This window comes from Leptolyngbya sp. FACHB-671 (genome assembly GCF_014695745.1).
GTDB lineage: Bacteria > Cyanobacteriota > Cyanobacteriia > Elainellales > Elainellaceae > JAAUTN01.
In genome coordinates, this window is the sequence record NZ_JACJOV010000160.1 from 1 (window position 1) to 25,068 (window position 25,068).

22 protein-coding genes are annotated in these 25,068 nt (G+C 47.2%); 10 read left to right on the forward strand and 12 right to left on the reverse strand.

All coding sequences use genetic code 11. The features are described 5' to 3' along the window. Positions 1–300 precede the first annotated feature (300 nt). Entirely contained in the window at positions 301–996 is a 696-nt protein-coding gene (locus tag H6F93_RS35985) for a PEP-CTERM sorting domain-containing protein (protein ID WP_190643969.1), read from the reverse strand. A gap of 256 nt (positions 997–1,252) precedes the next feature. On the opposite strand from H6F93_RS35985, the gene H6F93_RS29685 reads away from it, so the two are divergent. Further along, complete coding sequence (locus H6F93_RS29685; RefSeq protein ID WP_190689018.1) at positions 1,253–1,480, forward strand: hypothetical protein; 228 nt, start codon at positions 1,253–1,255, stop codon at positions 1,478–1,480. 99 nt (positions 1,481–1,579) lie between these two features. Here the strand turns inward: H6F93_RS29685 and H6F93_RS29690 are convergent, their stop codons facing one another. From H6F93_RS29690 to H6F93_RS29715, 6 genes are all read right to left on the reverse strand, one after another. After that, the gene (locus H6F93_RS29690; RefSeq protein ID WP_190689021.1) at positions 1,580–2,251 is read right to left on the reverse strand and encodes a PEP-CTERM sorting domain-containing protein; all 672 of its coding nucleotides are present in this window, start codon (positions 2,249–2,251) and stop codon (positions 1,580–1,582) included. Between the two features lie 546 nt (positions 2,252–2,797). After that, a complete protein-coding gene (gene nblB, locus H6F93_RS29695) occupies positions 2,798–3,454 on the reverse strand; it encodes a phycobilisome degradation protein NblB (RefSeq protein ID WP_190689022.1) in 657 nt (218 codons plus the stop codon). Between the two features lie 11 nt (positions 3,455–3,465). Further along, positions 3,466–3,930 carry a CBS domain-containing protein gene (locus tag H6F93_RS29700; RefSeq protein ID WP_190689024.1) on the reverse strand — a complete coding sequence of 155 codons (465 nt, stop codon included), beginning with the start codon at positions 3,928–3,930 and terminating at the stop codon, positions 3,466–3,468. Between the two features lie 64 nt (positions 3,931–3,994). Continuing rightward, complete coding sequence (locus H6F93_RS29705) at positions 3,995–5,053, reverse strand: M42 family metallopeptidase (RefSeq protein WP_190689025.1); 1,059 nt, start codon at positions 5,051–5,053, stop codon at positions 3,995–3,997. Continuing rightward, positions 5,040–6,134, reverse strand: a complete 1,095-nt coding sequence (locus H6F93_RS29710) for an SGNH/GDSL hydrolase family protein (RefSeq protein WP_190689028.1) — start codon at positions 6,132–6,134, stop codon at positions 5,040–5,042. The genes H6F93_RS29705 and H6F93_RS29710 overlap by 14 nt, the downstream gene beginning before the upstream one ends. Before the next feature lie 17 nt (positions 6,135–6,151). Further along, positions 6,152–7,624 carry an S-layer homology domain-containing protein gene (locus tag H6F93_RS29715; RefSeq protein WP_190689031.1) on the reverse strand — a complete coding sequence of 491 codons (1,473 nt, stop codon included), beginning with the start codon at positions 7,622–7,624 and terminating at the stop codon, positions 6,152–6,154. A 130-nt stretch (positions 7,625–7,754) separates the two neighbouring features. Here H6F93_RS29715 and H6F93_RS29720 point away from each other — a divergent pair, with 130 nt between their 5' ends. From H6F93_RS29720 to rbsK, 5 genes are all read left to right on the forward strand, one after another. Further along, positions 7,755–8,687, forward strand: coding sequence for a nucleoside hydrolase (locus tag H6F93_RS29720; protein WP_190689034.1), 933 nt, complete (start codon positions 7,755–7,757; stop codon positions 8,685–8,687). Between the two features lie 362 nt (positions 8,688–9,049). Then, positions 9,050–9,922, forward strand: a complete 873-nt coding sequence (locus H6F93_RS29725) for a transporter substrate-binding domain-containing protein (protein WP_242043692.1) — start codon at positions 9,050–9,052, stop codon at positions 9,920–9,922. A gap of 407 nt (positions 9,923–10,329) precedes the next feature. Then, positions 10,330–10,989 (forward strand): amino acid ABC transporter permease, encoded by a 660-nt coding sequence (locus H6F93_RS29730; RefSeq protein ID WP_190689037.1) that lies wholly within the window; start codon positions 10,330–10,332, stop codon positions 10,987–10,989. Then, positions 10,982–11,704, forward strand: a complete 723-nt coding sequence (locus tag H6F93_RS29735; protein WP_190689041.1) for an ATP-binding cassette domain-containing protein — start codon at positions 10,982–10,984, stop codon at positions 11,702–11,704. The genes H6F93_RS29730 and H6F93_RS29735 overlap by 8 nt, the downstream gene beginning before the upstream one ends. Before the next feature lie 147 nt (positions 11,705–11,851). Next, positions 11,852–12,775, forward strand: coding sequence for a ribokinase (gene rbsK, locus H6F93_RS29740; RefSeq protein WP_190689044.1), 924 nt, complete (start codon positions 11,852–11,854; stop codon positions 12,773–12,775). A gap of 290 nt (positions 12,776–13,065) precedes the next feature. On the opposite strand, the gene H6F93_RS29745 is transcribed toward rbsK, so the two are convergent. From H6F93_RS29745 to H6F93_RS29765, 5 genes are all read right to left on the reverse strand, one after another. Continuing rightward, the gene (locus H6F93_RS29745) at positions 13,066–15,081 is read right to left on the reverse strand and encodes an ArnT family glycosyltransferase (RefSeq protein ID WP_347277379.1); all 2,016 of its coding nucleotides are present in this window, start codon (positions 15,079–15,081) and stop codon (positions 13,066–13,068) included. Positions 15,082–15,152: 71 nt separating this feature from the next. Next, positions 15,153–15,860, reverse strand: coding sequence for a TVP38/TMEM64 family protein (locus H6F93_RS29750; RefSeq protein WP_190689049.1), 708 nt, complete (start codon positions 15,858–15,860; stop codon positions 15,153–15,155). A gap of 62 nt (positions 15,861–15,922) precedes the next feature. Beyond that, on the reverse strand, positions 15,923–16,966 hold the full coding sequence (locus H6F93_RS29755) for a glycosyltransferase family 2 protein (protein ID WP_190689052.1): 1,044 nt from the start codon (positions 16,964–16,966) through the stop codon (positions 15,923–15,925). A 473-nt stretch (positions 16,967–17,439) separates the two neighbouring features. Next, positions 17,440–21,423, reverse strand: coding sequence for an AAA-like domain-containing protein (locus tag H6F93_RS29760; RefSeq protein ID WP_190689055.1), 3,984 nt, complete (start codon positions 21,421–21,423; stop codon positions 17,440–17,442). Continuing rightward, on the reverse strand, positions 21,420–22,778 hold the full coding sequence (locus H6F93_RS29765; protein WP_190689057.1) for an AAA-like domain-containing protein: 1,359 nt from the start codon (positions 22,776–22,778) through the stop codon (positions 21,420–21,422). The genes H6F93_RS29760 and H6F93_RS29765 overlap by 4 nt, the downstream gene beginning before the upstream one ends. Positions 22,779–23,001: 223 nt before the next feature. Between H6F93_RS29765 and H6F93_RS34880 the strand changes: the two genes are divergently transcribed. The 4 genes from H6F93_RS34880 (at position 23,002) to H6F93_RS29780 (ending at position 25,039) form a co-directional block, all read left to right on the forward strand. Next, positions 23,002–23,136, forward strand: coding sequence for a hypothetical protein (locus H6F93_RS34880; protein ID WP_277882189.1), 135 nt, complete (start codon positions 23,002–23,004; stop codon positions 23,134–23,136). Between the two features lie 188 nt (positions 23,137–23,324). Beyond that, positions 23,325–23,555, forward strand: coding sequence for a DUF4278 domain-containing protein (locus H6F93_RS29770; RefSeq protein ID WP_190689060.1), 231 nt, complete (start codon positions 23,325–23,327; stop codon positions 23,553–23,555). A 187-nt stretch (positions 23,556–23,742) separates the two neighbouring features. Continuing rightward, positions 23,743–23,970, forward strand: a complete 228-nt coding sequence (locus H6F93_RS29775; protein ID WP_190689063.1) for a hypothetical protein — start codon at positions 23,743–23,745, stop codon at positions 23,968–23,970. A gap of 214 nt (positions 23,971–24,184) precedes the next feature. Next, positions 24,185–25,039 carry a hypothetical protein gene (locus tag H6F93_RS29780; RefSeq protein WP_190689066.1) on the forward strand — a complete coding sequence of 285 codons (855 nt, stop codon included), beginning with the start codon at positions 24,185–24,187 and terminating at the stop codon, positions 25,037–25,039. The last annotated feature ends 29 nt before the right edge of the window (positions 25,040–25,068 follow it).

Genomic DNA, 25,068 nt, shown 5'->3' on the forward strand with positions numbered 1-25,068 from the left:
TATCGGCATCTGAGGATTGGTGGTTCTTTTCTCACAATGCCAGGAGCAGTCAGTTTCTTTCTATGGCTGCTCTTTTTTAGTTCCTCACTGCTGCGCTTAGTCTAAACTCCAGTTACAAGAAATGGGAGTTGGAACACCCCTACGGTTCCAACTCCCGTCAAAGACACTATGAACTTCCAGCCATCTCTTGACTCTCTAGCCCCGGAGTGCGATTCGTCACACTCTGCTATTTCCAATCAGGAAGCTCACACAATTTTTTAACTAGCCCAAATAATTCAAGCTATTGGGTCAAGTGTTGAACTAAGCTGTTTGCCCTGCCTTACGGCGGCGGGAAGCTGCTAGTCCAGCCGCGACTACACCCAATCCAGCCAGAGTTGCTGGTTCTGGTACAGACTTAGCCGTAACAACAAAATCATTTGCATCTCGGTCAACAGGCGAGGAATCATTAATCAGGATTGCCGTCTCGCCATTCTGGAGCGGTAAAGACTTAAAGTTAGCACCGGTAGGTGGTGCATACTTGGTTGGATAAAGAACAGAATCAACATCCGCAACGAATCTAAAGCCACCAGGGGTAGCACCTCCGACAGGATCATCTGAAAAAACGGTTGTGTTAATTCCTAAGGAACTTAAACCCAGATAGTAAGAGGTGTTAGCCAGAAAAGTGTATGTGGTGACGCAAGGCGCAGGATTAACTGTGACTCCACAAGTTCCGCGAGAGTCTACGTTGTTGTATTGATTAGTTTTACCGCCCGAAATTGGGTCACGTGGTAAATCTTCTACGAACAGATTTTGCAGCCGTTGTCTGTTGCTGTTATACACAGCAAGGGTAGATTGGTAAGCACCATGAGAAGCATGAAACTTGAATTCAACTCTGGTGTCTTTGCTGAATGAGATCGGATTACTGTTGTTGAATAAGCTTGCTGCTTGAGCAGGAACGGTTAAACATGCGGCAGTAACGGCGGTAGCTGCGGCAAAAAGATATCCACGAAGCTTCATTGCTATTTTCCTTGATGGGGAGAGATTGGATGATTTTGACTTGTGAGTGTTGAGTAATCCTTCATGGGGCGGATAGGCATTACTCAGACTGTCTCAAAATAGACCGAAGCTTCTCCGTGTTTTGATCGTATCAACAATCGCTTTTATAACTCGGAAGTTAAATCCCTATTATTTAAGGTAGATGCGATGAGATAGATACAGAGTCATCAGATGGGCTGCTATTTAGTACTTCTCGTAAACTTTGGAGGCTAAGTGAATGTACTGGTCTATGTTCTTATCTACTCACACTCTCCGAGAGATTGTCATCGGCGTGGTGCCTTTGTTTACCTATTCTTCAAGTTTGTTGCTTTCAATACAAAACCTTGATGAACTGTGGTTCAGAGCAGGCTTTGTTGCTAGTGATCTGCCGGTACGAAAAGGGATAGGGAAGTTGTGGAGATTAGGTGGGCGATCGCTCTGCTACCTGAACCGTCCTTTCACCTAAATCTCCCTTCACCTGAATCTCTTTTGAGGCAACGAATGGTAGCGCAACTAGCCACGCTACCATTCATTGAGTTATTCAAGGAGCAATGAATTCAGCAACTTAAGCCGTTTTGCGACGACGAGACGCAACAAAGCCAGCCGCTACTGCGCCTAGACCAGCAAGAGTTGCGGGTTCGGGAACAGACTCGCTAGTTTCACTTTCAGCTTGGGCTGTAACGATGAAGTCGTTGAAGTCGCAATCAGCCTTAGGATTGCTGCCCTGAGCTGCACAAGTTGCGCTATTGGCAGTTCCACCAATGTCCTCAAAGGCGATGGTGGCACCGCCACTGAACAGGTCACCGGTAAAAATAGCCTGCTTGGAGTTGTTGCTGTTGAGTGAGTTGGTGGAGAAAACCCGGTTAGCAGATACGCCATTCGTGCCGGAGTTTCTGGTCAAAACGAAGCTATAAGTCTTACCTGCCTCAAACTTGAAGGAGGTGTCGCAGTTTTGTACAGTGTTACCGCAGCTTCCAGCCCAATCATTCGCACTGCTGTCATAGCCAGGGTTTGCTTCGCTAAACAGGGTGGTGAAACTGCCGGGTGCGCCTACTTGCTGGATACCCAGGTCTGACCGAAATCTACCGTGAGATTCCTGGAATGAAAAGTTTACAGTGGTATCTTTGTCAAAGGTGATACCGGTGTTGCCAAAAGTGGCAGCTTGAGCGGGAACTGTTAGTCCTGCTACGGCTGTAGCGGCTGTAGCGGCTGCAAAAAGATATCCACGAAGCTTCATTGCTGTCTTCCTTAAATTCAGTAAATTCAGTAGAAATTCGATAGTTCGTCAAATAGCTGACAGGTAGGTCACATTTCCCTGGTAAGGCCACGTGTGGTGAGTGATGAATGAACCAGACTCCAGTCTTGTTTCTGCATTTAGGGGACGGCACTGGCTTTGAAAGTCAAAAGACAATTTCGCCGTTGGTAGATGTAGTGAGGTAAATGCAGAACCTATTTCAGTAGGGAGACCGAGCTTATAGAAGCTAAATCTGGTTTTTAGGTAAACTTACGCGACCCACGTTTTCATGTACTCACATTTACCGAAAGTTTGTCATCGGCAGAGCAGTACAGTTCACCGTCTCTTCAAGTTTGTTGTTTTGAATACAAACCCTTGGTGAAATAAAGCGTGGCCGATGTGAAAAGAGTGGTGAAAAGCGCTAGTAACTTTAGGGGTACAGCTGTAGTTATAAAGGTTAGGACAAAAGAGAGAGGCGGGGCTTTAGCCCCGCCTCTCTCTTTTGTCCTAACTTAAGTGATCGGCATTATGCTGCCTTGCCTAATAGGTCTAAAGGTGTGTTTTTGCTTCTTGAGCGACAGGCTGCATTTCGTCCTGGGAGAGACTTTGCAAGGCTGCTTTTGCGTCTGGATGATCAAAGTGACTCAGGGCTTGCACGAGCCTGTAGCGAATTTGCCAATCGGGATGAGAGACGAAGGGAATCAGCAGAGGCAGCGCACGGCTGTCTCCCAATTCGCCCAAGGAACCGATCGCCGCTGTTTTAACGAGTTCGTTATCTGCGTTCAGCGCAGCTTCTAAAAGTTCAAAGGAGCGGCTGTCTCCTAACTCTCCCAAAGCTGCAATGATGCTGAATTTGACTAGCCATTCAGAGGTGCTGTGATAAAGCTGCTGCAAGTCTTCAAACGCATCAGTGAGCTTTAGCGCTCCTAAAGAGTCAGCGGCAGCAGCTTGGACATCTGGCTCGCTGTCGTTGAGCAATCGATCGCGCAAAAGGGGCAGAGCGGTTTCTAAATCCTGTTTACCCAAGCTAGAAATTTGGCTGATAGCGGCATAGCGCACCCGGGCGCTCTTGTCTTGGGCAGCGACCTGGATGAGATCAAAGGCGATCGCTGGGTCAAGCTGTCGCATCTGATTAACTGCGCTCAACCGCTCTCCAAAATCTTCGGAATCCAAGAGTTGTTTAACCGACTCAGGGGTAATGCTCATTAAATTCTCCACTAATCCTGATTTGCTGCCATAAAGCGCACGATGTCGCCACGAGTCAAAACTCCAACGACCTTACCAGCGGGGTCAACTACGGGCAGCCGACGCACATCACGGTCGTGCATCAACTGGGCTGCCTCACGCAAAGGTTGGTCAGGCTTGGTCGTGATCGCTTCCTTGGTCATGACTTCGCCAACGGTTTGCCCCAGTGCTTTGTGCAGTTCTTGCTCGTAGCGGGCCGGGTTTTCTAGATAAATCACGCTGTCTAAAACCATGATGTAGGGAGGGGGAGTGGCTCCCGTTTCTTGCCACATCAGGTCAGTTTCTGAGATTACCCCAACCAACTTGCCCTGTTCATCGATAACTGGCAGTCCACTGACTCGTTTTTCAGCAATTAGGTGGATGGCTTCTTTCAGTGGTGTTTCGGGCTTGACCACGATGGGGTCGTGGCTCATGACATCAGCAACAGTTGTGGGCATATTTCGCCGGAACTACTCAACGGAACCTTTACTTTCATTGTAGGGAATCGCGGGGATCGTCCGGTTATGGTTCACAGGTCGTTACATCACTGCAATAGGCTTTGAGAATGTCTATACAGTTGGCGATCGCTCCCAGGTCTGCAATTTCGTACCCGTGGGTGTTTTGGGTGGGAAAGCCAAGGCAAGCAGCACGGGCAACGTGACCATTTTTCATGGCGATCGAGCCATCGCTACCAAAGCCGCTGATAGTAGCAAACTGAAGCGGAATGCCAATCTGCACAGATGCCTCTCGAATCTGAGCATTCAGGGTTTCATCGTAAAGTCCATAAGCATCTTGAGAGAGCAAAACGGGAATGTCTCCGTCTTGAATCGGATACTCAGTGGAAAGCGGACAAATTTCCAGCGCAATCAAGGCATCTAACCGCTGATTGCGGGAAAAATAGAGCGCTCCTACGGCTCCTACTTCTTCTTTGGAGGAGGCAACTAAATAGATGTCGATCGCGGGTTCTTTTAGAACTTCGGCTAGCCCTAGCAGAATGGCGATCGAGGCTTTGTTATCGAGCGTGTAGCTAGCGATGTAATGTTTGAGCCTGAAGGGGCGCTTGCGGTGTTTGCCAATGACGACGCGAGTGCCAGGACGAACGCCCGCTGCCTCTAGTTCTGCGGCTGTGCATTTGGTTTCGACCCAGGCATCTTCCCAGCGCAACACTTTGTCTTCTTGCAGCGCTTTTTGGGGCGATTCGTGGGAAACGTGACGCGAGCCGAAGCTAAGAATGCCGCTGAGCGTCTGGCGATCGCCCAACAAATCGACAACGCCTTCCCCATAAACCCAGGGAAAGGAGCCGCCCAATTTCCGCACTTCTACCCGACCGTGTTTGCCAATGAATTTGACGATGCCGCCGATTTCATCTTTGTGGGCGGTGATTGCGAGAGATTTGGTCGAATCGCGACCAGGGATTTTGGCGATCGCATTTCCAGCCTCGTCTAACCAGGCTTCGACTCCCAGTGCTTTGAACTGGTCGAGCAAAAAACCGTCAATTTCTGCCTCTGCGCCGCTGGGAGAATGATGGAGAACGAGCGTTTCGATCAGGTCAAACAGGCGATCGGGGTCAGATAGAGGCATGATTTGAAGGAGGAATGGAATGGGGCGATCGCCCTACTTTACGTCGTAGCCGTAGTGTAATCCCCAGAATAGTAATTGTGAGCAGCCCTGCAACCGAAGTCGGTTCAGGAACACTGGCTGACGTGGCTTGACTAGCAGGTTGAGGTGTTTGTGCTTCAGAGCGAGCTTCTGCAACGGCAAGGCCAAATTGAGGCTGCACTTCACGAGCAGGTTCAGCTAGTAGATCCAGCGCGAGTTGGGCAATCTGTCGATGTCCAGCGGTTGTGGGGTGAATGTCATCCCAAAATAGATAGCGATTCTGCAAACTCGGAGTTGAGCGGCAAGATGGCACTGAGAGACAAGAGCGAGTAACATTCCTGAACTCATACGCGGTGGGATTAGCTTGTGCTTGGTCAAACAAAGTATCTACATCAAGCGTCAGCAAATTCACTTGCGGATTGAGGGTGCGATCTAACCGCCGTAGCTGTCTCGCCAAATTAACATTATGCTGACTGCTCAAGCGGTTTAACCTGCCAGACTCCGCTGTTTGGCGGGTAGAAGGCAATCGTCCCAAGTCAGGCAGGTTGCCCACCATGATTGTTCGCGCTCCTGCTTGGGCAAGAGTTGTGATTGCTGTGGATAAGTTAGCCGGGGGAATGGCAGGGTTTGTGACGTTGCCGCCAAGATAGTCATTTGCGCTTGACCAGACGAGATACAGCGCATTGGGATCGGCAACAGGGTTGTCTTCAACAAAACTTCTCACCTGCTTCTGTAATCCAGGAAATTCCAGTAGCGGGAGGGAGACTGCGTCATCCTCTCCGGTCGTGGTGCCACCGTAAGCATAGTTGTTATCGCGATCGGCTTCGAGTCTCAGTCCTTGAGTGACGTACTCATTCCAAACTAGCCCGTTAGAAAATCGCCCTTTGAAGTAGGGCGGACGGGGATAGAGTCGGAGTGTTCGTCTATATACATTACCTGTGTCTGAGAGGCTATCACCAAACACATAGGCCTGGCTGAAGGTTGCTGCCTTTGCTGCGATCGGAAACAGAAATGGCAGAAGCGCCACTCCCGCTGCTAGACAATGTTTTTGTAGCCTGTGCATAAGAATCAGCGGGTAAATTACCTGGACTGTGAGCCAGATGGCTGGTTGGGCTGCTGGTTAGACTGCTGGCTGGCGGGCTGTTGCTGGGGTGGTCGTTCGGTCTGCTGCTCGGTTCGCTGCTCAGTTTGAAGTGCATCTTTTGCGGATAGCCCTTCACCTTGAATGCCGAAATACCAGAGGACGGCAGTGGCTTCGGCACGAGTCACGGTTTTCTTCGGCTGAAACAGGGTGGTATAGCCAAAGGCACGACGAATATTAGACAGTTCGCCATTTTGGAAGTCTGCCAAAACTGCCCGTAGCGCCTTGGGGTCAATTCGAGCGGTGTCCTGGAAACCCCAGGTTTGCTGCACTGCCTCTAGTGACGCATTCGGTAAAGTTTGGCGAGTATCGATTGGCATTTTCCAGAGAATCAAGTTTTCGCGAGTCAGAGGTGCATCTGGGCGAAAGGTGACCGTGGTCGAATCGCCGGAAAGAGGGCTGGGAATCAAGCCTGCTTCTGCCAATCCTTGAATTGCGGCAAAGTCGGGATCGTTGCGCGGCACGTCCTGAAAGGCAGGCTGGGAACTGCCGTTGCCTAAACGGATGCGACTGGCAGGGCGATCGCCATAAATCAAATTATTCGCTGCTACTAGCCAGCGCGCATATTCCCGTCGAGTGATTTCCTGGTTGGGCTTAAATTCATTGCTTGCCTGATCACCAAAAACGCCTAATTCCGCTAGATCTGTAACGTATTGGCGCAATTCTTCGGGAGCCTGGTCAAGGTCGCTAAAGCGCTGAGAAGTAGGACGGGCAGTAGCATTGCTGTTTGCATCGGTGCCAAAATCGGCTGGCGGTAAGGGTCCAATAAAGTCAGGATCACCGGGTTGTGGCACAGCCGCCGTTTCGTCAGCATCGTCTGAAGCTGAATTATCTGAAGTTGAATTGTCTGAGGCTGAATTCCTTGGTGAGTTGGTTGGCTCCGACGACGCAGCCGTATCACTGGTGAAAGCGTATTGCAGCGTAAATTCAGTGGGGGTCGCAGCGGTTAAAGTTGCCGCATTAGAGACTGGTGCAACCGTTACCCGTAGTCTGTCTCGTGCTGCGGCGATCGCTTCCTCTACTGACTGATCCAAATTCCAATTGTCTGAGGCAAAGGCTTCCTGGTAAAACCGGCGCACTTGCTCAATCGGGTCAGAAGTCTGCCAGCGCGTTTGCACTTCCGCGTTAGGATTGTCGCCATTCGGCTGAATTACCTCGACTAGCTCCGCTCCCGGATAGCGCGGAATTTCGGCAGGAAAGTTGGCGGGCAGTTCAGCGACTCCGTCCGGAGTCGCCTCTGGGGTAGGCGTACCGCCAAACAAAACCGGATTTTCCTCTAGCTGGGGGTCAGCCGCCAGGGAGCGCTGGAGCGTTTCCCCCAGTGGGCTGTTAGCGCAGGAAGCCAGCGGCAGCAAAGCAACCGCAAAACCTAGAAGAAACAAACGTTTGGGAAGTCGTTTTAGGGGCAACATTTTGGAGGTAGCAGCGTACCATCATGAATCACATCGTAATCCTACGCTAGCGTAGAACGATCGAAAGATTGATCGTCTGCTATTCTGCTGGTGTTTGGCCGCCCATCCATCAATCTTTGAAGAAATCTCTATGGCTGCAAAACCCATCATCATTGATTGCGATCCGGGAGTAGATGATGCGATCGCCCTGCTGCTTGCTTTCGCCTCTCCTGAGCTAAATCTGTTGGGAATCACAACGGTTGCCGGAAATGTGCCGCTTTCCCTGACTGCAAAAAATGCTCGCAAAATCTGTGAACTAGCTGGACGAACGCAGATCCCAGTGTATGCAGGCTGTTCTCGTCCGATGATGCGATCGCTCACCACCGCAGAAGAAGTTCATGGCAAAACAGGACTGGAAGGCGTAGATCTGCCGGAACCGCAGATGCCACTTCAATCCCAACATGGAGTTGACTTTTTAATTGACACGTTAATGAGTTCATCGGGTGAAATTACCGTTGCTACCCTTGGACCGTTGACCAATTTGGCGATCGCCCTGATCAAAGAACCCCGCATCGCTGCCAAGATTCCAGAGGTCGTGCTGATGGGCGGCGCAATTTCTCAGGGCAATGTCACTGCTTCGGCTGAGTTTAACCTTTATGTCGATCCCCACGCAGCGCATGTAATGTTTAGCAGCGGCATCAAGCTAACCATGTTTAGCCTGGATGTGACTCACCAAGTACTCACCACACCAGAACGGTTAGAAAAGATTCGAGCGATCGCTACTCCGGTTGGCACTGCCGCTGCAGACCTATTAGGACACTACAGTAGCCGTGATGCTGAGCGATTTGAGATGACGGGCGGTCCACTTCACGATCCTTGTGTAATTGCGTATCTGTTGCAGCCTGATCTGTTTAATTATTGCGACTGTTATGTAGAAATTGAGACGGCGAGTGAACTCACGCTTGGGCGAACGGTAGTAGATTTGTGGAATAGTAGCGGGCGATCGCCAAACACTAAAGTCTCTCAAACTGCCGATTCTGAAAGATTTTATCAACTGCTAATTGAGCGTTTAGCAGAACTATAAATCTACATTCACCGCTCCGTAAATTTGCTCCTATAGTTTTCAAAATCACGTTAAAAACATCACAAGCTACTTTTAATGACTTGAAACTTAAAGAAATTTTTTGATTTTAGAAGTATTTACTCGGCTTAATTCTGTATCGTGAGATACTAAATTTGTGTTAATGCTACTGCACGATACATCAGTACTCAGCACTAAATTTCGAATTCAAGCATTGTATAGATCTTAGAAATATTGCGGATGAAATTCAATGTTTCACCTAAAAATATTTCTATCGAACGATGCCAAATTCAGCAATAGCAACCGAGCAAATAATCATGATGAAAAGACTCAAGTTTTTGTTTACTGTTCTACTAACTGCAGTTTTGACAATTGCAATTGTCACGGGCTGTAACTCTCAGGGTGAAGCACCCAGTGATCCTGCTGCTTCAGGTGAGTCAGGCGGTAGCGGCGGTGAAACGCTAGTCATGGCAACCTCAGCAGACTATCCTCCTTACGAATTCATTGATACGTCCAGCGGACAGCAAGATATTCAGGGCTTTGATGTAGATATTGCCAACTACATCACGAGTGAATTGGGCTATGAACTGGAAGTCACTAATATTGATTTCAACGGACTGATTCCAGCATTGCAGGCTGATCGGGCTGACTTCGTTATGGCAGGCATGACCCCTACTGAAGAACGCAAGCAAAACGTCGATTTCTCCCAAATCTATTACGAAGCTAAAAATACGATTGTGGCTCCCGAAGGCAGCAATCTAACTGAGCCGACAAGTCTGTCTGGTTTACAGGTTGGCGTTCAGCTTGGCACCATTCAAGAAGAAGCTGCAAAAGAAATTGAAGGGGCAAATGTAGTTCCTTTGAACCGGATTAATGAAATCATTCAAGAACTCAAAGCGGGACGAATTGACGCGGCAATTGTTGAAGATACAGTTGCCAAAGGCTATGTCGAAAACAACCCTGATTTAGAATTCAACACTATTCCAAATGCCGAAGAAGCGGGTTCAGCTATTGCGTTTCCTAAAGGTTCAGAGTTAGTCAGTGAGTTTGACCGGGTGATTGCTGAGATGAAGGAAAACGGAGAGCTAGAAAAGCTGGTTGAGAAGTGGTTTGGTCAACCGATTCCAGAGCAACCAGAAGCTGGCACCGAGGCACCCGCAGAAGGAACTGAGTCTCCAGAAGCAACCGAATCCCCAGAAGCCGCTCCTGCAGAGCCAGAGGCTTCTCCTCCTAGCTGATCTACTGTTTTTTATATCAGGAGAAGGGGCGATCGCAGAAATTTGGCTCTCTACAGATCCGAAGGAATCTTCCGATACCAACTCAACCTTCTCCTGCCCTGTATTCTACTGAGTAGATCAATTTAGGAATCTCGACACAGTGTAGAGAACAGGGTAGAGACGAGCTATTCAAGCAATGGCTCTTGCTGTATTGATGGCGATCGCCATTCAGCTTAAAACAAGAGGTTTATAGGAGATTAAGAATTCAGTTGGGAAGTTCCCATAAGGGGGCAAACGATCGTTCGCCTCCGTAGATTGGTCAAACAATAGCTAAATTCTTTGCTTAACCTACAAAACCCTTTTTATGGATACTTTCATTCCTTTCCAAAGGTTGCGTTGTAACATTTCCCAAAGGCAAGTATTCGGGCATGGATTTAGATTTCACACAGATTTTGCCCTCAATTCCTTACATTTTGCAAGGAATCAGGGTGACGCTCATGTTTACCCTATTGTCAGCCCTATTTGGGTTTACTCTAGGCACACTTTTATCCCTGTTCAAAATTTCAAACATTAAACCGCTTCATTGGTTTGCAGTAGCTTACACGTCTATTTTTAGAGGTACTCCATTAATCTTGCAGCTATCGCTGGTTTATTTTGCAACCCCTCAAATCACAGGGTACGCAATTAAGCCACTTGAAGCAGGTGTCATTACCTTTGCGCTTAACTCCGCTGCCTATAGTTCAGAAACAATCAGGGGCGGCATCATGGCGGTGGATAAGGGGCAGCGAGAAGCTTCTCTATCTTTAGGAGTTCCCTATCGCCAAATGATGTGGGATATCATTTTGCCACAAGCCTTCAAAAACATTTTGCCTGCCCTGGTCAATGAGAGCATTGCCCTCTTAAAAGACTCTGCTCTGGTTTCTACCATTGGCGCGCTGGACTTGATGCGACGCGGTGTAGTCGTGGCAGCCGAAAAGTTTATTTACTTTGAACCATTGCTCTTCGTTGGACTGATCTACTACGTCATGGTGATGGCTTTGACCTGGGCAGCACAGAAACTAGAAGTGAGGATGAGGCGCAGTGATTAGAGTTGAATTTCTTTGTAAATCTTTTGGTGAATTGAATGTCTTAAAAGACATTTCAACTGAAGTTAAAAAAGGCGAAGTTGTTGCTATTATTGGCCCTTCTGGATCAGGTAAATCAACCCTGCTGCGCTGCATGAACCTGCTAGAGGTGCCGACTCGCGGCAGGGTTTATGTAGATGGCAAGGATATTACGCTGCCAAAAACCGACATCCTCAAAGTGCGGCAAAACGTAGGCATGGTATTCCAACACTTTCATCTATTTCCTCACAAGACGGTGTTGCAAAATATTACCTATGCGCCCATGACTGTGAAAAAGATGTCAAAGGAAAACGCTCATAAGGTTGCGATGGATCTGCTGTCAAAGGTAGGACTGTCGGAAAAGGCGAATGTCTATCCGTCGAAGCTGTCTGGCGGTCAAAAGCAGCGGGTCGCGATCGCCCGTGCCTTAGCAATGGAGCCAGAAGTAATGCTGTTTGATGAGCCAACTTCTGCACTTGACCCAGAGATGGTAAAAGAGGTGCTTGAAGTCATCAAATCTCTGGCTAATACGGGCATTACAATGGCGATTGTCACCCATGAAATGGGCTTTGCTCGTGAGGTTGCTAACCGGATTTTATTCCTGGATGAAGGGCGACTGGTGGAAGACTCTCCACCGAGTGAGTTTTTCACCAATCCTAAGAGCGATCGCGCCTGTCAATTCTTAGAAAAGATGCTGTAGCCAGACTCACTTCAACAGCCAGACTCAAGCCAGACTCACTTCAACAGTTTGTGAATGGCAGCGTAGCTTTGTCGCGCTGCCATTTACGCTTTAAATAGTGACTCATGAAACAGTGACTCATCAAGCAGTACTCATGCAGGAGGTCGCATGATGGTTGTTGTATTTGGCAGCGTCAATATGGACCTGGTAACCCGTGTGCCTCGGCTACCCGTTCCAGGAGAAACGCTAACGGGCTACCAGTTTGATACTATTCCCGGAGGCAAAGGCGCAAACCAGGCGGTTGCAGTTGCCCGACTGGGGGTGCCTACCCAGATGGTGGGACGAGTGGGAGGCGATCGCTTTGGGCAAGACCTGATCGCCAGCTTGGAAACGGCGGGTGTGGGGTGCGATCGCCTGCTGCGTGACCAATCCACCACTTCTGGCGTTGCGGTGATTGCAGTCGATGATGCAGGAGAAAACCACATCATCATCATTCCAGGCGCAAATGGACGGGTTGATCAAGCTGATGTAGAACGGTTGCAGCCCATTTTGTCAGCCGCAAAAGTCTTGCTACTTCAGTTAGAAATTCCCCTAGATGCGGTAACTGCTGCTGCCAAAGCCGCCAAAGCCGCAGGTGTGACGGTGATTTTAGATCCGGCTCCTGCACAGGACAATTTGCCCACAGAACTTTATCCTTTGGTGGACGTGATCACGCCTAACCAGGTAGAAGCCAGTCAGCTGGTTGGTTTTGCAGTAGAGGATACGGAAAACGCCACCAAAGCAGCCTCAGTTTTGCGACAGCGGGGAGTGCAGACAGCCATCATCAAACTCGGCAAACAGGGCGCACTCTGCCAAACCGCAGCGGAAACTTTCTCAATTCCGGCTTTTCCAGTGGAAGTGGTGGACACAGTTGCTGCCGGAGATGCCTTTAACGGTGGCTTAGCTGCTGCTCTCGCGCAAGATTTCTCCATCCAAAAGGCTGTAACTTGGGGAGCCGCAGTCGCTGCCCTTTCTGTCACCAAAGCTGGGGCGCAAACTTCGCTCCCTAATTTGCAGGAGCTTGAGAACTTTTTGGCTTCGATGAATCTCTAAGTCAGCTTAAAAAGCATTCTGCAGAAAAAGTTGATTGAGCGGAACTTCTTGATCGGGAAATGCCAGTGGAGCCAGCTTTGTGTTTGCAGAGAGCGTTATTTTTTGCTGATAACCTGCTTGAGTGGGTTCCCGAAAGATATACACTTACCGAGCATTCACGTCCAAAATCCAATAGTCTAAGATTCCGGTTTTGGCGTAATACGAGTACTTTTTGCTGACGGTCACTGAGCAGAGTAGTTTTTACTGAGAATGAGTAGCTAGCTCAAGTAAAAGCTTTTGGGCAAGCTGAATTAGCTTTCTTCTCTTTCTAATACAACCATGGTGTCATTTGACCAGGTAGGGGTGTAAGTATACCCTTGAATATCAGTTTGCTTAATTTCGACCGCTTCATCCTTCGGCTGGACGAAAACAACTGCACAAGGAACAAACTGACTGTAGGGAAGCAGATTAGATTTTTCAGCAGAAATATTTTGAACCTTGACATGCTCTAGGCGAGTCGATCGAGTATTTGTGCTGTTAAAGAGAACCCAAAAAGGATATTCCCAGTAGCGATTTCCCACAGAATCATTGGTTCCTAGCCAAAGCCCAACGCTCTGGCATTGTTGAGCTTTGACAAAATTTACTGCTTCCTCATAGGGAACTTGTAGCTGTTCTCTATTGATAAAGTATTGTTCAATCCTATCCATGTTGAAGATGTTTTGTTCTGCGGCAATAGGACGATACTTATTCTCTAGTGCCCAAGGGGTAGAAGCTATTAGCATAATGACGATTAAAACTGAAACCAAGTAGCGATTTAGTGCTTGAGATAAGACAACTCCTACAAAGGCAGAAAAAAGCACAAATATGGAAAGATGATGGCGACTCTGATAAGGCTGCAATTTTAGTAACAAGCAAATCAAAGCGAACCCGTCTGTAGTTGCTAATAAATACAGTGTTAATGATTTTTGCGATCGCAAACGTCTATAGATTAAAAACAGAGCAATAGATACAAGAATGAAAACCAAATGAAGCGGGTTGCCAGCCGTGTTTTCGTCAAATGAGATTCCGGGAACTTGATACCAACCCGGAGGATGGGTAGTACGTGGGTCATTAATATCTATTCCTAGAATTGAGTGCAAGATACGAATCGCTTTTTCTACTAACCCATTCAGAGGGACAATCAACTTTTCAAGGTTGAGAAATCTAACGATATCAGCATGAAGAGAAGCATTTCTAACTAAGTTAGAAATAAAAGCAGGTAAGATGATCACTTCAATCTTATATTCCTTAGCAAAATCAGCAGGTGCTCCTAAAAAAGAACCAAACAAATCTAGATTTCGCAGATAATGGTTGAAGTTTAGAGTAAGAAAAAGAGTGCTGATTACTAGCAAGGGTTTCCAAATTTTCCATCCTGTTTGTCGTGCTTTGATTAAGAAAAGAAAAGCGATAAATGGAAAAGCTAAGAGATAGGCTGAGCCTTTTGTCAAAATTGCCAAACCAAGACTTGCTCCAATCGCAATGCTATTTGGAAAATTAAGTTTTTGTTGGACAGATTGAATCACGAAGTAAGCCAGACAAACAATCCAGAAGCAAACGACATAATCATTTTGGGTACTTGAAGCCTGTAAAATTCCCATTGGAATCGTGACTGCAAATACTGAGGCGATAACCTGCCCTTGAAGATTTGCTCTCAACTGTTTGGCAATTAGCGATACCCCGATCGCACTACCAACCATGCAAAACCACTGCACCAAATTGGCAAAGCGATCGCTCCTACTCAATATTTGCAGATGTAAGATGGCAAACTCAGCAAAAGGTGGGTGAAAGAGTTGCGGCAGGTTATAAGTGGGGTAATGAGCAACGTTGTGGTTTTGTTCCCAGTGGGCAACACGACTCATGTGATAAGTCATAGAGTCCCAGGTGTTTGGAGGGGCTACTATTGCGATTAGACCTATTGTTGTGATGATGAAAATAGTTCCCGTCAGCCAAACCCAACAGATTGCAGGCATCTTAGAATTCCGAATTAAATCAGAAGTTGAAGCTAAGCCACTGCTCACCTGATGCTGTTTTAACTCTAAAACATATAGCCCTATTAAAGCGATATTAATCGCACTCCAAGATAATGCTAAACCGCTGAAGGATAAAAGGCTGAACCAACTCAGACTTTCAGTAATTGCGGTTAAAGTATATCCCCATGCGATCGCTCCTAACAGAATTGACCTACGCCAATCAAGCACCTTTCTATTAAAAAGCAGAACTAGTAAAACCAAGCTCAAGATTGGAAGTAAGATAAAAGTGTGCATGACTATGAGGGATGGTTTCACCATCCGTTCTAAGGTTTTAATGACTTGTCCTATCTACTTGTCCGATCTAATGGATTGAAACTGAGTCCAAAAGACTATTTAGGCTCGTCTACATCTACGTGTTCTGAAGAATTCTCTGTTCTGTGTAGTGACTGACGAGTATCCTGACGAGAACGGCGGTACCATGTCGCGCCAGCCACTAACATCCCAATTAAAGTTAACGAAGTCACGAGGGGTAGAATGTCGCCCCCTCTCAAAGCCTTTAAGCCGGAACTTCCCAACATAACAAAGGGCAAAACTCCGGGAACGGTTCCTAGCGCTGTACCCAACAAGTAGTCCTTGAACTTGACAGAGGTTAACCCTGCGGCAAAGTTAACTAAACCATAAGGAATGATAGGCAGCAGCCGGATCGAGAACATGTAAAATAACCCGCTATGCTGAATCTCACTGTCAATGGCTTGCCATTTGCCGGACATGCGATTCTCTATAAACTCACGACCAATGGTGCGGGTAAAGCCAAAGGCGACAATTGCGGCGACGATTGCTCCAACGCTCGTCCAGAACGTCCCAACCCAAGGTCCAAAAATCGCTCCACCTGTCAGATTGAGCGCTGTCGAAGGCAAGATCAATAAAGTTGCGACGACATACACCAACACATAAATAACAGGTGCCCAGATCCCTGCTTGCTGTAGCCATGTCTGAATCTGTTCTGGGTCAACCCCACCCAGCAAATGCATTGCTAAAGCGGTTGCTACCAGACAAATTAACGTAAGTAAAACAAGACTGCCTTTAACGTTTGACATGACATCACATTTAACTTCACTAGAGTGTTTGCCGCTTGATTCTTGTTTTGATGGAGATCGAACTACTTTGTGGGAGGCGCATCAATGCCATAGGAGTTGCGAACCAAATAGAGCGGCCGTCCTTTTACTTCCTCATACACCCGTCCGAGATATTCGCCAATGATGCCTAAAGTTAAAAGTTGTACTCCACCGATAAACAGAATTGCGACCATGAGTGATGCGTATCCGGGAACATCAATGCCTGATATTAAAGTGCGAATAATCAGAAACATCGCATAAAGGAATGTTGTGATCGCTAGTGAGAAACCCACATAGCTCCAAACCTTTAGAGGTAGCACACTAAAAGAGGTAATACCATCTACTGCAAGATTCCAAAGCCGCCAGTAATTCCATTTAGTTCTACCTTTATAACGTTCGGCTCGATCGTAGAGAATAAAAGTTTGCCGAAATCCAACCCAGGCAAAAAGACCTTTCATAAACCGGGTTCTTTCTGTCATTTGCTTGAGCACTTCCACAACCCGTCGGTCGAGTAAACGAAAATCTCCTGTGTTCCGAGGAATTTCGACTGTACTCATGCGTCCTATCACTCGATAAAAGACGTTAGCGGTAAAGCGTTTGAGCCAGCTTTCTCCCTGCCGCGATTTACGTGTGGCATAAACAACGTCATATCCTTGTTGCCATTGGGCAATCATATCGGCGATTAGCTCTGGCGGGTCTTGAAGGTCTGCATCAATGGGAATGACTGCTGCACCAATTGCATAGTCGATCGCCGCTGTCAAAGCAATTTCTTTGCCAAAATTTCGAGAGAGACTCACGACTTTTATACTCGGATTTCGGTGGTGATGAGCGACGAGCTGTCTGAGCGTATTGTCTTTGCTGCCATCATCCACACACACGATCTCATAAGCTAGTCCAAGACCCTCCAGGACAGATTCTAGTCTTTCAAAGAAATAGTTGATATTGGGTTCTTCATTATGCAAAGGGACGACTACAGAAATTTGAACCGTATCAGGCGTTGAATCTGAGGACGAAACAGTCTGTGGGAGCGAAGTTAGTAAAGGAAGCAAATCAGGGGGGGACTTGATTTCACTAGCTGCGTTATACATTTTCACATTAGGGTGAAAGAACAGTAAGAAAACTCTGTTATTGAAACTTCTACATTCGCTGAGTCAAAAACCTCTGTTGCCTTATTTTGAGGTAAACAGAATATCGTAGCAATTAATACAATTCCACTGATTGGTAGGATGCTGTGCGCCCAGATTTAGATTCTTCTGGACAGAAGCCTTAGTATACGGGATTTCTACATAGAACCAACGTCTTAGCGTATGCACGTAACGCTATAAACGCTTTAAGATTCTCGTTACTCTATGCGTAGATACTATGAGTGCTAGAAGTATAATTCAATGTTCCAACTTTAAGTTCTTCCAATCTTTATAGTTTCTTGAAGTCAGTAAACTTTGAATAAAATAGTTCCCGTACGAAATTTGCGGACACTAAATGCATAGATCCGAATTAAAAATGTTAAGTAATTGAAATTTTGAGGGCGTAGTATTTTAATCACTAGATTTAAGAGTTTGAGTTACTTTTGCAATGCAGTGAGTGTTTGATCAATCCAGTTGCAGTTGAAAATGATTGTGTAGATGCGATTGTGAACTTCGAGCCTGTTAGCGTGTTTGACAACGAGTCCTGATAGCAAGAGCTCTATCTGGTCCGGGTTGTCAGCCGTCGTGACTTCTTCTTGCTGCCAAACTTTCCGATAGAGCGTTAGCAGTTCAATGGCGCGGAGAGGGTCTTTGAGCAAGCGATCGCGAATCGTCCTTAAATGTTCTGGTTCGTCATTAAATTCCCAGTTTTCAATGATGTGAGTTTGCACCAATTCCTCAATCCAAGCAGTTTCCTGATTAGTCGGAATTTCAGACTGAGCATTGCGAATCAAACGACAGATTTTTTGGGTTAGGAAAGGCTGTCCATTAGTCCAGCTAATTACTTCTCGTAATACGGCCTGTGGGTTTTTTACTTTTTCTGCTAAACCTTGCAGCAAAGGTTGTGCTTCGTGAAGCTGAAAGTCTTTGAGCGGAATGGCTTGCCCAATATTAAATGGAGTACGAATTTTGTCGTGAGTCAGCTGTGAAGGGGTGGCAACGCCAAATAAGGCAAAGGTGAGACGCGCATAATCAGCATGATCAGCGCGTTTGTTGTAGCAGGCACGAAGCAGTACAAAAAAGTCGTCAATCTCAAAGTCGAGATTGATTACGCTGTCAATTTCATCGATGAAAATAACAATTTTTTCGGGAAGGTGAGTCAGTAAGACATCGTGAAGGAAGTCTCCTAAACGCTGTACGGGTGATAGAAAGCTGCGATCGCGCCACCAAGTTCGAATATCAACCCGATCCAGCAAATTAAAGTTGCTGGCAAGAGAATAGATAAATCCTGCATACCACTGCTCATCTGAAAGCCGTCGATTGCCAATTTCAGAAATGTCGATCGCTGCACAGACAAAGCCCTCAGCTTGAAGTCGTCGCATAATCTGTACCCGTAAGCTCGATTTACCCATTTGGCGAGCATTGAATACATAGCAGAACTCACCCCGTTTGAGTCCGGCATAGAGGTAGCGATCGGCTTGTCGAACCACGTAAGTCGGGGCATCCAACGGCAGGCTCCCGCCTACCTGATAATCATAGGTAACTGCGTCTTCTGCACTTCTAAGCAGCGCATTTTCGATCATCAATTCTGCCTGCGTTGCCTTGAGGATTTGCAGCGTTTCGGATAACTCTTGCGTGCGCTCAACGACCTTTTCTTCCAAAATTTCCTTTTGTCGCTTTTGGTCAGTGATATCTTCGATAATGCCTTCGTAATAGAGCAGATGACCATCTTCATTTCGCACTGCCCGTGCATTTTCTTCTACCCAAATGATGCTGCCATCTTTGCGATAGCTTTGATACACCATGTTTTTTACTTCGCCGGTGTCTGACATATATTGGCGAAACGCCTCTCGCCCCACCGGATCGACATACATTTGCTGTTCAATGTTAGTCACGCTAGCGATCATTTCATGTGGAGAAGCGTAGCCATACATCCTTGCCATTGCTGGGTTCACGCGAATAAAGATACCGTGTGGCGTAGATTGGTAAATCCCTTCTAGGGCATTCTCAAAAATGCCTCGATAGTTTTCTTCTGCAATTTGGAGTGCTGCCTCTGCACGTTTTTGCTCCGTAATGTTGCGAATGATCATCAGCACCTCATCCTTACCCGTGACGACCATTCGCACTTCCTCATATTGCAAATGCCCGTCAATCGAAAGCTGCTGTTCGTAGACCTGCATTGCCCCAGTTTGCAGCGTTCTTTGGATGTAGTGCATCCGTCGCTGAGCTTCTACAGGCGGCAAGGATTCATAAACTGTGGTTCCTATCTGAAAATGGTCGCTGCTATGGATAGCCAGCCGATTTCTGCCTTGAATATCTCGATAGGTGCCATCGCGACTGACTCGAATCAGCAAATCTGGCATGGCTGCAATCAAAGCTCGATTGTTTGCCTCACTTTGCTGAAGCGCCTGTTCGGATTGCTTGCGCTGCGTCATGTCTCGGACAATGACTAACACTTCGTCTGGGTTGAGCGGAATCAGTCGCGCCTCTTCGTAGTGATGGTTTCCCTCCAGTTCCAGGTCATATTCATAAACTTGTAGTTCACTGGTGCTGAGTGCTTGTTGGACGTAGTGCATTCGCTCTTGAGCACTGTGGTGGGGCATCAGGTCGTAGATGTTTACACCAACGTGAAAACTGTCTTCCTTCAGCATTCGGGTCGTTCTGCCGGGGATAGCTCCCAAGTAGGTGCCATCACTGCGAATTCGCATGAGTAAGTCAGGAATAGCGCTAACAATTGCCTGGTTGGTGAGTTGCGCCTGACGCAATTCTTCCTGGGCCCGCTGGCGCTCGGTGATGTCAATGCCGACGACGACGATCGCCGCTCCCTGCTGGTATTTTTGAGCCGCAAACAGGTAATAACGCTCCTCACCATTCACCTGAACCGGAATTTCTTCAGAGGCAGAGTTGGTGGAATTGTTGAGGAAGTTTTGGACAAAGGTAATGTATTTGGGGCTATTGCCAACGGTCCCAATCGGGTTGCCCACAATTGCTTCGGGCGTGAGGTGGAGGCTTTGAGCCAGGTAAGAATTGATGCCTAAATAAATGCCGTCCGAAGCAATCCAGGAAATCGCTCCGGGAACCGCATCCAGCACCGCCTCTAACTGTTCGTTTGCATTGGCTAACTCATCTTTGGTTTTCTGTAGGTCTGCGTTGCGCGTTTCCAGGGCAATAAAGGAGTCCTGAAGTTGACTTGCCATCTGGTTAAAGGATTGGGCTAACTCACCTAACTCATCTGTACGATTGGTTTCAACGGGTTTGTTCCACTCACCTTTGGCAATATCTTTGGCGGCAGCGTTGAGGCGCAAGATAGGTTTGGTTACCCAACGGGCTGTGACAATGCCAACACCAATCGCGGTGATGAGGGAAAGGACATAGAGAATAAACGTGGCGCGAGTGTTTTCGCGAATTTCACCCGTGAAGTCAGCTTCGGGGACGACTACCACAATCAGCCAATCGATGCCGCGCCCATCTTGAAAGGGCAAGACCTGCACCAACTGTTGCTGTCCGTCGAGTTTGTAGTTAAGCTGTTCTGCCTGCTGAATGGCGCTGAAGTTTTGGAAATGTTCTTGTAAATAAGTGGCAGTGCCGCGAATTAACAGATCGGTACTTTCTGAGGCAAGGCGATATTTTACGTCGTCTCCCTGTTCTTCGATCAGTTTTTCCTCGGTAGAGGTGGCAACGAGAGTGCCTGAACGCTCCATTATAAAAGTTTCTCCCGATCGCCCCACTTTCAAGGTTTTCAGGAAAGCACTCATTTCAGCCGGTAGGATAAAGTCAGTCGCACAGACCCCAATCAGTTGGTTATTGCGATCGTAAACTGGAGAACTGGCAGTGATAGTGGGAAGTTGGGTATCAAAGTCTAAGTAGATTTCGCTCCAGGAGGCATCCCCACGGGCTTTGGCAGCTCCATACCAGGGACGAACGCGGGCATCAAATTGGTTGCTTCCGACCCCCTGTAAAGTAGTGCGATCGCCCACGCTATTCAAGTTGTAATAATGTCCCAGATGACCCGTCTTCTGGTTATAGGTGATCAGTCGCAGAGAGCGATCGTTCTCGTTGCGACCGACCCCCAGTAATGACCCATCCTGTTCACTAGCGCAATAAATTAAGTTGGTATTAGGATAAATTTTGGCTTGTTCCCACAGTTGGTTAAATCCTTCAGCTTCGAGAATGTTGATATCCCCTTCTACCAGAGCGCTGGCATTCACCCGATTCAGTGAGTGAGGAATATCGACATAAGATTGAAGCTGTTGTTCAATGCGGGCAGTGATTTCATAGCGCAATTGAGAGGACAGATCTTGTACGGTTTCTTGTCCATTGCGGAAGGAGAAATATCCAACGAGTCCAATCGCTCCGGCAAGCTGTAGCACAAAGGGAACGATCAGAATCGCCCGCAATGATGAAGGACGTAATCTGGTCATGTAGGAATTCTCTCTGCGAGGCGATCGCGGAAATATTGAGCATAGAGCGCACAGCTTGGAACAGCCTGATTTCCCTGGAGATGCACTAAACCTAAACTTTGTAGCCGAAATGCTTGAACCAAGCTCAATTCAACGGGCTTTGTCGCCGCAACCACTTGAGCAAAAGCAGTGGCTAACTCTGGGTGCTGTTGGAGATACCAAAGCTGCCGTTGCAGGTGGTCGCTGTAAATTCCAGTGGCGATCGTGGAAGGCTGCAACACCTGCTCTAAAGTGACATCCTGATGCCAGATATGATAGAGCGCCACCTGAATTAAGTAAGGATAACCTCCCACCAAATTCATCAAATGGTCAGTCTGTTCTTCTGCCCAGTTCAGCCCATGCCGCTCCGCCAAATCTTGAACTTGCTTGCTTGTGAAGGCTTTCAGCTCAATGGGTAAACCTACATTAAATGGAGATGAATTTACATTTAGCGGAATGTAGACTTCTGTCGAGTGAGCAACCACCAGTCGCAACTGCTTCCAAATATCGCGATTTTTGGCTTCTTCGTGCCAGGTTCGCAATAGTCCAAAAAACTCATCTGCCAGATCAGGATACTCAAACAGGCGATCGACATCATCTAATGCCAGAACCAACGGCTGTGCGATTTGGGGTAATAAATATTGTTCGAAATAAATCTTGCAGCTAATCTTACTGCCAAACAGATCATCCCAATACTCGTCCAAGCGTTTGGGAATCTGTAACCCTAACCCCACGTTTGCACAAAACCATTGTAGGAACGGATCAAGATCGCGAAAAATATCCTTATCCGCCAGCTGAAAACTCAACGATACCGTTTGACAGCCGCGCTGAGCGGACTGACGCAAAATCCTGCTCATTAGTGAGGTCTTACCCATGCGGCGAGGCGCTTTGATCCGAATTAGCCCACCTGGTTGCAGAACCGTTTTATAGCAGTCCGCTTCGATCGCTGCTCGTTCAACATAAAACGTAGAATCTAAAGGAACTTGACCTCCCGGCAAATCGGGTAACTGTAGTCCTATCTCCTCCGCCTCTGAGCCTTCAGGCTCCTCCTCCTGGGCATCTGGATGATAATAATCACCCTCTTTTAGAGTCAGCTTAAACGCCCTAAAACCGACCTTTAAAGTTTGCTTGTCTACACCTGCCTCACAAGCTAGCATTTTCATCAGCGTATCTACAGCCAAACCCGTACGCTCACTCAGCGCCTCTAATGTGTAGCGATGTCCGGCATTTTCCTCAAATTCTGCGTCCGATTTGGCCTGTTGAAATCGATCTAATCCCTCTGGAGTGAGGATTACACCGCGTCTGCGTCTGCGTTTTGGTTGCCCAGTTTGTACCATAGCTACACATTCAGTCAGACACACTTGCAACAGTATTTACACTATATACCTTGTATCTCTGCTGCTAAACAGTTTTTCTTCAAAATCGCCTATCGTTGTCTACGCGAAGGTGAAAACTAAGCGAATACCAAGGCTGGCGTGGGTTTGCGCGCGTTCTATTAGGATTAAGCAGAACTAAGCGGAGCAGCGCTAGTGCAAATTGAGTCTACGTGAAATCACTCAATTGAGTGAATTTCTTTCTGAGATAAGCTTATCGGCTCCTGACTTAAGTCGCGTTCATCTGCTGACAGTGGTTGTGTTGATGGGTCAATCTCTTGAGAATAGGGCGATCGCCTATCTTTCACTCAAAAACGCTTAAGTTCCTGCTTAAAAGCCTAAACCCCGATTGTTGATAGGGGGCATCAAAGCCAAACTAGATTCAGTTGCAGGAACAGCCGGGTTGCACTCCGCTCCTACTAAGCCTCGCTTATTGAGCAAATGGTTTAGCCCCCGCTAGCTCCTTTGCTTAGCAACGCCCCCTAACTAAGTATCTTCAGGAGAACGACCATGTTACTCACTTACCGTGGCTCAAGCTATGACTCGTCTGATACTCAGGTCAACCTTGATCAGGTCACAACGGGTCATTATCGTGGCAGCGACTATCAGCTTCGTCAATCCGCAGCAATGCCACAAATTACACAGGAATTGAAATATCGCGGTATTTCCTATACTCCTGGTGTAACTCGTCGCAGTGCTACAAGAAATGGCGATACTGGCTGGCAACCTGCAACTGCCTAGTTATACCGTTTCTACATGAAGCTGTATATTTTGGAGCGGGGCCCGCTCCAAAATATACAGCCTTAAAAAGAACTGGTATTAGATCTGAACTAAAAGATAGGGGACATATCTCATTTGCCCCAACGTCCCCTATTTTCTCTAAAATCGATTGCTCTTAAAGCCTCCCCTGAATTAAGGAGCAAAGTACATGCAACGCCCCTCACGCTATCAAGAAGTATCTAGCACTGCTCAACCTAACGTTGTACAAGTTAGTTTTTACGACAGCCTAATCGGAACCTTGATCATCGTCCTGCCGCTTTTGATCGCAGTCGGAGTTATTTTTCGCAAAAGACGTCGAGCTTCTGCCCTGCGAAAGCAGATCGCAGTTCTAGAGCAGCTATGGCAAATCAACTTGACTAGAGATGATTGTCATTAAGAGGTGATTGTCATGAGTCCATCATAAGTTGTGAGTTTGATAACCCGTGATGAATCACAAATGACAATAATCTAGTGTGTCTTCTGAACGGCCCTCACTCTACATCCTTCTCCCACAAGAGAGGGACTTTAATCCGGCTCCCTTTTCTCGTTGGAGAATACAGGTCTCCAAATTCGCCCTTTAAATCGCCCCACTTACTCAGCCGTGTCAACCCATGAATAACTTACTTCGCGCACAATGGTCTGCCTTAATTGCTCGGTTAGAAACTTTGCCTCTTCTCTGGATTGTGCTAACCCTTACTTTGCTTGAAACCGTTGGAGAGGGAGTGTTAGCCGTGCCGGTGGCGATCGCCAAACTCGGTATTGGGGCAGTCGTTGGAACTGTACTGTTATTAAGTGTGATGAATGGGTTGATTGTAATGGCGATCGCCAGAGCGGCTCAAAACAGTTCAGTTCGCTCTGAAGATGCCTATTTAGGAGTTCTAACGATTCCTCTGTTAGCCAGCTTATTTGTGCATGGAGCTGTAATCTGGCAGTATCCTACGAGTTTTTGGGTGGGTGCCCTCGTCAGCATATTGTTGTTAGCAATACCGCTGATGCTGATTCGTCAGGGCATTCTCAGTTCCAGAACTGTATTGGAATTGCGGCAAGATACACGAACAGATCGACAAAGTACTTTTTCTCTTACCTCGAACGGTCAACCTCTCGCTGCTCAGGTTTGTTTAAGTTATGCTAGGGGTGCAATTCATCTACAGACTTCTGCTGGCACGGTTTTTGATGCTCCATTGCTTCACTTCGCCTCTTTTTTGCTGTCCACTCGCTTTACTCGTGAGTTGCGAGTATCTGCCTATCAAATCACCGCAAACGGCAGGTATGAAGGTTTATCTGCATTCCTTGAAGTGAATAACGGTGGTGAAACCAAACAGTATGATTTGAGCCTGACGAATGGACGGTTGCTTCTGCCGCTAACGAATAGAATGTGTAACCTAAAGGTTATCTTTATCCAGGATGTTGATCTTAATGTTGGTCAACACGCTGATAGAAATCTTGCTCAAGCATCAAACTACTAACTCAGTAACAAATTCACGCTGTCAAATGT